This is a genomic window from Oceanospirillum sp., assembly GCF_982874595.1.
Genome location: NZ_CEYNZH010000081.1, coordinates 1 through 10,001 on the forward strand (window position 1 = coordinate 1; position 10,001 = coordinate 10,001).

Below are 10,001 nucleotides of genomic sequence, written 5' to 3' on the forward strand. Positions count from 1 at the left end.
CGCGAACACGTAGTTCGGCTGGATGGCGTCACCCAGCAGGCAGCCGGTGATGTCTGGTATACCGAAAAGCGAAATCTGAAGGCAGATCTTAAGTGGTTATTCGGAAAAGAGATCGAAACGGTTAAGGCGGTCGCTATTATGACGGACACCGATAACTCCGGCAGTACAGCGGAGGCCTTTTACGGTGATCTGGTGTTTTCTGCCGAGTGATCCTTTGTTAGCCCGGAGGATCGGCAGCGTTGGGAGCAGTAGATCACCTGCTCCCAGTCCTTCGCCCATTTTTTGCGCCATTTAAAGGGCCGCATACAGACCGGGCAGATCTTTTCCCGCAGAAACATCTTTTTGTGGCCTTTCATCAGACAGCCTCGCCCTTGTCCAGCTTGCTTAAAAAACTGTCAGCCTGCATCCGGATCGCTTCCACCTGGCTCTCGCTCATCCTTTCCAGATTTTTATAGACCAATCCCATGCGGGGATTGTCTCTCAACGTCTCTTTATTGCGGTCGAGAAAATCCCAGTAGAGATAATTAAAAGGGCAGGCGTGGTGGCCGGTTTTCTCCTTCACCTTGTAGCTGCAGTGCTTGCAGTAATCCGACATACGGTTGATATAGGCGCCGCCTGCGGCATAGGGTTTGCTGGCCAGATACCCGCCATCGGCAAACAGGATCATGCCGGAGACATTGGGCAGCTCGACCCATTCGACCGCATCGGCGTAAACCAGCAGATACCAATCGTTCACCTCTTTAGGGGACAGGCCGGTCAGCAGGGCAAAATTTCCCAGCACCATTAAGCGCTGAATATGATGGGCATAGGCGTGTTCTTTGGTTTGCTGAACACACTGGCTGATGCAGTTCATGCGGGTTTTGCCACTCCAGTAAAACGCCGGCAGGGCGCGATCCGCCTGCAGAAAGTTTTCCTGCTTGTAGTGCGGCATCTTCAGCCAGTAAAGACCGCGCACATATTCCCGCCAGCCGAGAATCTGACGGATAAACCCCTCAACAGCATTTAATGGCGCAACCTGATCCTGCCAAGCGTTTTCTGCGGCTCTAATCACCTCCATCGGTGTCAGCAAGCCAATATTCAGATAAAGCCCGATATGGCTGTGAAATAACCAGGGCTGATCCTGCTTCATCGCATCCTGATAATCACCGAACAGGGGCAGGCGTTGTTCAATAAAGTGGTTTAACACCTGTCGTGCCTGTGGTCGCGTTACCGCGTAATGGAAGTCAGCCAGATTGCCAAAATGATCCGGGAAACGGTCACCCACCAGTTTGATCACCTGTCGTGTGATGGCATCGGGCTTAAAGCCCAGCGGTGCAGGTGGGCTTAGGTTTGCGGGTAGGGATTTCCGGTTCTCCTGATCGTAATTCCACTGGCCGCAAACCGGTTCGCCATCCTGCATCAGAATGCCGAGATTTTTACGCATCTGACGATAGAAAAGCTCCATCTGCAGCTGTTTGCGGTCTTTTGCCCAGTCGGCAAACTGTTTTTTACCTGAGAGAAAACGCCGGTCGGGGCGGATCTCAAGGGGGATGTTGAGTTCCTCTTTCAGCTGCTTCAGTTGCTGCAGCACCCGATATTCTCCGGGATGGGTGACGACGATCTTTTCAAATGCGGGGCGTTCCGTTTCGGGCGTGTTGAGCACTTTAAGGATCCCGTCAGAAAAGCGTGTCAGTCCTTCATCCAGATTAAAATAAGTGACCTCAACACCCTGTTTCAGCAGTTGCTGGGCGAAATGACGCATCGCGGACAGAAAAAACACCAGCTTCTTTTTATGGTGGGGTACGTAGGTGGTTTCTTCCGCCAGCTCGCACATCAGCACACGGTCTGTGGCAGGGTTCAGATCCTGCAGGCTGGTGATGTTCTCACTAAGCTGGTCACCCAATATCAGTCGAAGTGTTGCCACGGCATGCTCCTTGGCGGTTGAAGGTGTCACTTCTACGCACTTGATACCCGTGTGGTTCTTTACCCACGGCTTCAGGCATAATAGCGGTAATTTTAAGCGTTTGATTTACAACGGGGATTACCTTGGAACTTCTCAATATCGATTGTTTAGGGCAGCCGCTGCGGCTGGAGGCGTCTATGGCGGGCTGGCAGGTGCTTTACTGGGGCGGGCAACCGGTAGCCGGTAAAAATGCTGATGGTGATGCAGAAGGGGAGTTCAGCCTGAGTTTTGAGCTGACCGACAGCCGTAACGGTGAGGTGATTCCCTGTGAGCTGAGTTTTAAGCTGGGCTGGCAACCGTTCCAGTTTGATTATCAGCTGAAAATTGCTGGTGAATCTCTGGCGGATGGTGAACGTACCGTTAAGGATATTGAGCGTCAGCAGCCTGTGGTTGAGCCTAAGGTGCCGCGCCAATTCAGTATGATCGGCCTGTTGTCGCTGGGCATGAAGCTGATCAAGAGTGCCAAGGTGATCAAGGTGGTGCTGGCGGGTGCGAGTCTGGCGGCCTATTCCTGGCTGTTTTCACTGGAGTTTGCCCTCAGTCTGATCGCCTGTCTTGTGGTACATGAGTACGGTCATATCCGTGCCATGCAGCACTTCGGTATGAAAACCAAGGGCATCTACCTGATCCCCTTTATGGGCGGCCTTGCGCTGGGTGATGCCAAGATCAACACACGCTGGCAGGATGTGGTGATCTCCCTGATGGGGCCATTTTTTGGTCTGGGCATGTCCCTGCTGGCGCTGATTGCGTATTGGATCACCGGCAATATTTTCTTTGCCGGTATCGCGGCGTTCAACAGCTTGCTGAACCTGTTTAATCTGCTGCCGATTCTGCCTCTGGATGGCGGCCATGTGCTGAAAAGTATCAGCTTCTCTATGAACTCTATCGCAGGGCTTTTGTTGTGTGGCGCCGGAGCGGGTTTAGGCGTCCTGATCAGCTACAGTTTTGGTCTGGCGCTGCTGGGTTTCCTGCTGCTGATCGGCACTGCCGAGATCTTTTTTGAATGGAAACAGCGTCACCAAAGCCACCTGCTACCACTGGATCGTTACGGCCAGATCTTCTCTGCGATCTGGTATGTCGTCACCGTAGCGGGATTCTGCGCGGTGATTATCTATCTGGCGGGAACCGGTGATGATCTGCTGGCATTGCCGCTGAAGATTCTGAATTCTTGATTTAGAGCAGGCGAGTTGCTTCCTGCCGGTATTCCGGCAGGAAGTGACGCAGGTTATTCCTCTGAGTAAACTGTTTATACGACTCCGTTTTGAGTACCGTTTAGAGTAAAACAGATGGCCTACGAACCACCTTTTTCGATCTCCGCAACCACGCTCAATCTGATCGCTTCAATCAGTGAGCAGTTGGGACGCCTGTCTGCTTTGACTGAACAGGCACAGGCGTTGCGTTTACGCCGGGCAAATCAGATCCGCACTATTCAGGGTTCATTGGCGATTGAAGGTAACACCCTTACGGTTGAGCAGATAACAGCGGTGTTAGAAGGTAAGCCGGTTATAGCGCCTCAGAAAGAGGTGCAGGAAGTCAAAAATGCATTGGCGGTCTATGAGCGGTTTGAGCAGTGGTTGCCCAGTCGGGAAGCGGACATGCTGGAAGCGCATCGTATTCTGATGATGGGGTTAGTCGATGGCGAGGGGAATTACCGCTGTGGCGGTGTTGGCGTGATGAGTGGCTCAGAGGTGGTGCATATGGCACCTCCGGCTAACCAGGTGCCAAGATTGATGTCAGATCTGTTTGCTTGGTTGGGTCGAACCGATCATCACCCCTTGATCGCCAGTGCTGTATTTCACTACGAGTTTGAGTTTATTCACCCCTTTGCAGATGGTAACGGGCGAATGGGGCGCTTGTGGCAAAGTCTGATTCTGGCTCGCTGGAATCCGCTGTTTGCTAACCTGCCGATTGAAAGCCTCGTGCATCAGCATCAGGCCGAATACTATCAGGCGATTGGGGCAAGTACCCGGGCTACGGATTGCGCCCCTTTTATCGAGTTTATGCTGCAAGTGATCGATGAAACCCTGAAAGAGCAGCTGAACCCGCAAGTTACCCCGCAAGTTACCCCGCAAGTTACCCCGCAAGTTGTACTTGATATTCTGTTCCGTTACTCAGGGCTTGATAATTACTGCCTGAAACCACGCTCCAGGCAGGAATTGCAGGATTTCTGCGGTTTAAAAGACAGGGAGAACTTCCGGAAAAGTGTGCTTAAACCCTTGTTGGATGCGGGTTGGTTGTATTTGGAAATCCCTGATAAGCCGAGAAGCTCCAAGCAACGGTATTATTGTCTGTAGTCGAGCAGGAGGAAGGTTATGCAACAACCTATCACCGGCTACCATACCGACAACGAAGGCCACTGGGTGGCCCAACTGGCCTGCGGCCATAACCAGCATGTGCGGCATAATCCTCCGTGGCAGGAACGGCCTTGGGTAACAACGCCGGAAGGGCGCGAAGGTATGTTAGGCTCGCTGCTTGAGTGTAAAAAATGCGATCAGGGTGCGCCTAAGGATTATCAGTATTTAAGGACGAAATATGAGTGAACATACTGCAGAGATTGATCTATCCAAATTCAGAGAACTCAAGGAGAGGGAATGCTCTGATCCAGCTGACCATGACTTGATTCAAGAAATTGAAATATGTGCTCAGTCGATCTCAAAGTGGAAACATTACTGCATTTACCATTATTCATGCCTAGTTGATGTGGTATCTGGAAGTAATTTGAGATTAGATCGATTATATGGATATAGACGTGGCGGTGACTCGGTACCTGTTCGCATAGTATATGAGGCAAATATTGTCGCTTTTATAGGCTCTCTGCATTGCCTTCTAGATTCCTTTCCATATCTGTTAAACCTAATCTACGCTACGAAACCCAAAAGTGACACGCGGGTAGCATGGTCTGAAGGTTTTTTAGCTGATTATAAAGAGTTTGGTTTTTATGATTTGCTGATTGATTTATGGACTGATGAGGACTTTCAGACTGTAAAAGGCTACGCAAACCGTATTAAACATAGGCATTTAATTAGAATTGCCAATACCACTGAAAATCTGGAATTTGAGTCTTTTCAGTATCAAAAACAAATCTTTGAAAATGAGGTACCAAAGAAGATTGCTTATTCAGTTCCACGTCAAGATGCTGTTAAGTTCATCTCCCGTTGCCACGATTCATTGATTCCGAAGTTCTTTAGTCTTTGTAATGCTGTGATTGATTGCAGAGAAGACTTGTTAGCAATTGGCAGCAAAGGTGAAGCAAAATGATGTTTTCTGATTTAAACAGCAAACTCCAGCAAACCTTTGGTTTCCCCGCTTTTCGTGGTGGTCAGCAGCAGACGGTTGAGCAGCTGTTAGCCGGGTACTCTTCACTGGCGATCTTTCCTACTGGTTCAGGTAAATCCCTCTGCTATCAGTTTACGGCGCTGCAGTTGCCCCATCTGACCCTGGTGGTATCGCCGCTGCTGGCGCTGATGAAAGATCAGCTGGAGTTTCTGCACAGCAAGGGCATCGCTGCGGCCAGTATCGACTCGACACTGACCAATGAAGAACACCAACAGGTGGTGCAGGATGCCCGTTCCGGTCGGTTGAAAATTCTGATGGTATCGGTGGAGCGCTTTAAGAATGAACGCTTCCGTCAGTTTATCGAATCTGTGCCCATCTCCATGCTGGTGGTGGATGAAGCGCACTGTATCTCCGAGTGGGGGCACAATTTCCGGCCGGATTATCTGAAACTGCCGGAGTACCGCAATCAGCTGAATATTCCGCTGGTGCTGTTGCTCACCGCCACCGCCACTCGACGGGTTAAAAAGGATATGGCGCTCAAGTTCGGCATCGCACCGGAGCATGTGGTGCAGACCGGTTTTTACCGCCCGAATCTGGATCTTAGCGTGCTGCCGCTGCAATCCGGTCAGCAACCGAAAGCGGCGCTGAAGCAGGTGATCGATCAGCAGCAGGGTGATGGCATTGTTTACGTGACCCTGCAGCATACCGCTGAGGATGTGGCGACTTATCTGAGCCAGCAGGGGATCAACGCCACCGCTTATCATGCCGGATTGCCCAATGAGCAGCGGGAGCAGATTCAGGCCGACTTTATGGCGGGCAAAATCCGTGTTGTGGTGGCGACTATCGCCTTCGGCATGGGCATTGATAAGTCCGATATCCGCTTTGTGGTGCACTATGATCTGCCGAAATCCATTGAGAACTACAGTCAGGAGATCGGCCGCGCAGGGCGGGATGGTCAGCCGTCCAACTGCATCACACTGGCGAGTCTTGATGGCGTGCCGGTGCTGGAAAACTTCGTTTATGGCGATACACCGCTGCGCTCGGATATTCAGCGGCTGATTCAGGCGATTGAAGAGGAGAGCTTTGTCGCCGGAAGTTCGGCTTCTCATTGGGAAGTGCAGCTTTATACTCTGTCTAACCAGACCAATATTCGCCAGCTGCCGCTGAAAACCCTGTTGGTTCAGCTGGAACTAATGGGCATCTTAGAGCCGTTACGCAGCTACTTTGCCGAATACAAATATAAGTTTGTTGCCGATAAAGCGGCGATTCTGGCGAAGTTCTCCGGTGAGCGTGTGCCTTTCCTGCAGGCGGTGTTTGAACATACCGCTTTTAAAAAGACCTGGGGTGTGCCGGATTTTGACAGCCTGTATCAGGCTTACGGCTCAGGTGCCGAGCGTCATCGGGCGATTGCTGCGTTGGATTATCTGCATGAGCAGGGGCTGATTGAGCTGTCTGCTTCCAAGATGACTGAAGTGTTCCGGGTGGATATGAATCGCCTGAAAAATGATGATGCCGTTGCCAAGCTTTATGCCTACGTGACGGAAAAAGAGCAGAAAGAGATTGAGCGGATCGGCGCGCTGATCCGTTTCTTCCAGCTGGATCGCTGCCTGACCCATAATCTGTCGCGCTATTTCGATGAAAACTCCAGCCCCAACGCCTGCGGCCACTGCTCCGTTTGTCGCAGGCAGATAGCGCATCTGAGTTATGTGCAGGAACCCAACTGGCCCGATCAGGCACAACTTAAAGCCAATGTTGCCACCTTCCTGCAGAAGCTGGAGGCTGATAGCCCGCTGGAACTGACGGATGAAGAAAAGCGCACCTTAAGTGCCCGCTTCCTGGCAGGTTTAACCCAGCCGATCTTTACCAAAATCAAAGCCCGACAGCTGAATGGCTTTGGCAGCTGTGAGCTGCTGCGTTATCGGGATATAGAAGCGGAAGTGGCTCAGTTGGTCTGAGCCTGTTCCAGAGGATGATTACCGCACTGCTTGCATAGTTCTCAATGATAGTCCATGGGGCAAACCGATGTTATTCCCCCATCGCTATAGCTTGTTTTAGCGACTGTTTTCCTTTAATGACATGAAACAGCCCTGTGCGCTGGTAATTAATGCAACATAAATAACCACGTATGAGGGGGTGTTTTCTCCGCTATAGGGTAAAGGGTTGTAGATGAAATAAACGGCAATAAAAAGGATGGCTCCAAGGCTTAAATAGGTAAAACCTTTGAGATATAAATCCTTTCCATCTGTGTCGTTGTTCTCTGTTTTTCGGATGAACCTGCTGGTTATTCCGGCCCCGCCATATCCGACTGCCAGCCCGATAAATCCTCCCCAGATAAGATCTAAAGGCCAATGAACGCCGACCGCTATTCGGGAGAGGCCTATAAGTAAGGCCAATAATAAAACGGCTATTCTTGACGCTGCGCCATTCAGGAAGAGCCAGGCGCTGCCTGCGATAAAAAAACCTGTTGCGGTATGTCCTGATGGTCTTGCCGGGGAAGTGATGTTGGTCTCAATAAAGTGAAACAGGCTCCTATCCAGCACCAGGTGTGGCCTGATGACATCCAGGGAGTGTTTTAACCCATAGACCACTAAGGTGCAGAGCAAGCCCGATATGATAAGGTGCAGCACTAACTGGGGCCGTTTGGGTAGCAGTAGACAAATGAGTGCGGCTCCGGCCAGTGTGCTGCCAAGGTTTGTGATGTTAATCCAAAAGCTGTCAGGCAGTTGGCTGGTTAGTTTATTGATACTAAGAAAAAGGTTTTGATTCAGTTCTTCCGAAATAAAGAGTGCGGCCGCAGCAAGGGCCAACAGAAGCAGAAAGACACTTCTGTTGGCAGCCAAGCTTTGCGTGGCTTCTTTTTCAGGAAGATCACGAGGCGGCTGGTTGAGTGTTTTCCTGGTCAAGACGGATCACCTTATGGCACATCGATCGTGCTATTGTTGGATCATGAGTGATGAGGATATAGCTGATCTGGCGTTTGAACTGAAGCGATTTCAGAAGTTCAACGACCTGTTTTTGCACGCTTTTATCCAATGCTGATGTGGGTTCATCCAGTACGATCAGTGATGGTTTAAGGATCAGGGCCCTTGCGATGGCGATCCTTTGGCGCTGGCCACCAGAAAACTCATGGGGATAGCGGTCACGAGTGTCGGGATTTAGTCCGACTTCCTGCATCGCCTGCGTTACTGCCTGTTCAATCTCTTCTGCAGGTGCCGGGTAGTGAATACTGAGGCCTTCAGCGATAATGTCACCGACTGTCATTCTTGGGCTAAGACTTCCAAAAGGATCCTGTAGTACGACCTGGATTTCTTTGCGCATCTGGCGCATCTCTTCGGCAGAAGCTTGGTTCAGGTCTTTGCCTGAAAAACAGATCTGACCATCACTGTTAATCAGTCTGAGAATTGCCATCCCCAGAGAGGTTTTTCCGGAACCGCTGGCACCAAGCAAACCGATACATTCACCCTGAGAAAGCGTAAATTCAGCCCCGGTGACCGCTTTGATGTGGCCTGTTACGCGTTTCAGAAGCCCTGTCCGAATCGGATACCAGACATTCAGGTTCTTGACCGTCAGAAGATTTTTGGCATCTGGCTTTAAAGGGATGGGCTCTCCATCCGGGTCTGCAGCCAGAAGCATACGGGTGTAGTCCTTTTGGGGTTGAGAAAAAATCTTTTCTGCCGCTTCAGATTCCACCACTTTTCCCTGCTGCATCACACAGACACGGTCAGCATAGTCTCTGACAATGTTCAGGTCATGGGTGATTAGCAAAACGGCCATCTGGTATTTATTCTGCAGGCTTTTGATCAGGTCCAGAATCTGAGTCTGGATCTGTTGATCCAAGGCTGTTGTCGGCTCATCTGCAATAAGCAATTCTGGCTCATTGGCGATTGCCATTGCAATCATTACCCGTTGGCGTTGTCCTCCGGATAACTGGTGGGGCAGGGCATCATAGCGCTGTTCAGCATTCTTGATCCCCACTTCTTCCAGTCGCTTAACGACTTCAGAAAACAGATCTTGCTTACTCATTGGGCGATGCAGCTGAATGATCTCGGCAATCTGTTTGCCGATACTGTGTAATGGATTCAGCGACGACATCGGTTCCTGGAAAATGACGGAGATACGGTTGCCACGAAGCGCCATCAATTGTTTTTCATTAAGCTGGTCTAGTCTTCGGCCATCAAACAAAATCTCACCGGAAAGGCGCTGCGCATTGGCTGGAAGAAGGTAGGGGATACTTAGGGCGGACAGAGACTTACCCGAACCGCTTTCACCGACAATTCCTAAGGTTTCTCCGCGTTCTACGCTGAATGACACTTGCTGTACAACGGGTTCAGCTTTGCCAAAGGCCAGCGTAAGATCTTTAACTTTCAGTAGAGGTTGCGATTGATGCAGATGTTGCTGCTCGGTTTGTGCCTCTTTCATTACAGACCTCCCGTATGGCGGGGATCGAAAGCGTCACGTACGCCTTCACCAATAAAAACCAGTAGGGTCAGCATACCGGACAGGACAACAAATGCGGTGATTCCCAGCCATGGCGCGTGCAGGTTGGCTTTGCCCTGAGCGACCAGCTCACCCAATGAGGGAGAACCGGGAGGCAGGCCAAAGCCCAGAAAGTCCAATGCTGTCAGTGTTGTTACGCCTCCGGTAAAGATAAAGGGCATAAAGGTCATAGTGGCAACCATGGCATTGGGCAGCATGTGACGCCACATAATGAGTCGATTAGGCACCCCCAGTGCTTTGGCTGCCGTGACGTATTCCAAATTTCGGCAGCGGAGAAACTCAGCCC

Annotated in this window: 11 protein-coding genes; 6 read left to right on the top strand and 5 right to left on the bottom strand. The window is 50.8% G+C overall.

The features are described from left to right. A partial coding sequence (locus tag AC4GL5_RS17840; RefSeq protein WP_490384157.1) for a DUF3047 domain-containing protein occupies positions 1-210 on the top strand: 210 nt, incomplete at its 5' end. On the opposite strand, the gene AC4GL5_RS17845 is transcribed toward AC4GL5_RS17840, so the two are convergent. Together AC4GL5_RS17845 and AC4GL5_RS17850 are read right to left on the bottom strand one after the other, a co-directional pair. Next, positions 180-356, bottom strand: a complete 177-nt coding sequence (locus AC4GL5_RS17845) for a DUF2256 domain-containing protein (protein WP_490384158.1) — start codon at positions 354-356, stop codon at positions 180-182. The genes AC4GL5_RS17840 and AC4GL5_RS17845 overlap by 31 nt on opposite strands. Beyond that, positions 356-1,903 (bottom strand): cryptochrome/photolyase family protein, encoded by a 1,548-nt coding sequence (locus AC4GL5_RS17850; RefSeq protein ID WP_490384159.1) that lies wholly within the window; start codon positions 1,901-1,903, stop codon positions 356-358. The genes AC4GL5_RS17845 and AC4GL5_RS17850 overlap by 1 nt, the downstream gene beginning before the upstream one ends. Positions 1,904-2,025: 122 nt before the next feature. On the opposite strand from AC4GL5_RS17850, the gene AC4GL5_RS17855 reads away from it, so the two are divergent. The 5 genes from AC4GL5_RS17855 (at position 2,026) to AC4GL5_RS17875 (ending at position 7,173) form a co-directional block, all read left to right on the top strand. After that, the gene (locus AC4GL5_RS17855; protein ID WP_490384160.1) at positions 2,026-3,114 is read left to right on the top strand and encodes a site-2 protease family protein; all 1,089 of its coding nucleotides are present in this window, start codon (positions 2,026-2,028) and stop codon (positions 3,112-3,114) included. A gap of 114 nt (positions 3,115-3,228) precedes the next feature. Then, a complete protein-coding gene (locus tag AC4GL5_RS17860; protein WP_490384161.1) occupies positions 3,229-4,236 on the top strand; it encodes a Fic family protein in 1,008 nt (335 codons plus the stop codon). 18 nt (positions 4,237-4,254) lie between these two features. Then, on the top strand, positions 4,255-4,482 hold the full coding sequence (locus AC4GL5_RS17865) for a DUF3565 domain-containing protein (protein WP_490384162.1): 228 nt from the start codon (positions 4,255-4,257) through the stop codon (positions 4,480-4,482). Next, complete coding sequence (locus AC4GL5_RS17870; protein ID WP_490384163.1) at positions 4,475-5,200, top strand: hypothetical protein; 726 nt, start codon at positions 4,475-4,477, stop codon at positions 5,198-5,200. Before AC4GL5_RS17865 ends, AC4GL5_RS17870 begins: the two co-directional genes overlap by 8 nt. Then, positions 5,197-7,173 (top strand): RecQ family ATP-dependent DNA helicase, encoded by a 1,977-nt coding sequence (locus AC4GL5_RS17875; RefSeq protein ID WP_490384164.1) that lies wholly within the window; start codon positions 5,197-5,199, stop codon positions 7,171-7,173. Before AC4GL5_RS17870 ends, AC4GL5_RS17875 begins: the two co-directional genes overlap by 4 nt. Positions 7,174-7,269: 96 nt before the next feature. Here the strand turns inward: AC4GL5_RS17875 and AC4GL5_RS17880 are convergent, their stop codons facing one another. The 3 genes from AC4GL5_RS17880 to AC4GL5_RS17890 all read right to left on the bottom strand — a co-directional run. Then, on the bottom strand, positions 7,270-8,121 hold the full coding sequence (locus AC4GL5_RS17880) for a phosphatase PAP2 family protein (protein ID WP_490384165.1): 852 nt from the start codon (positions 8,119-8,121) through the stop codon (positions 7,270-7,272). Continuing rightward, the gene (locus AC4GL5_RS17885; RefSeq protein ID WP_490384166.1) at positions 8,087-9,637 is read right to left on the bottom strand and encodes an ABC transporter ATP-binding protein; all 1,551 of its coding nucleotides are present in this window, start codon (positions 9,635-9,637) and stop codon (positions 8,087-8,089) included. Before AC4GL5_RS17885 ends, AC4GL5_RS17880 begins: the two co-directional genes overlap by 35 nt. Further along, on the bottom strand, positions 9,637-10,001 hold a 365-nt coding region (locus AC4GL5_RS17890; protein ID WP_490384167.1), incomplete at its 5' end, for an ABC transporter permease subunit. The genes AC4GL5_RS17890 and AC4GL5_RS17885, both read right to left, overlap by 1 nt.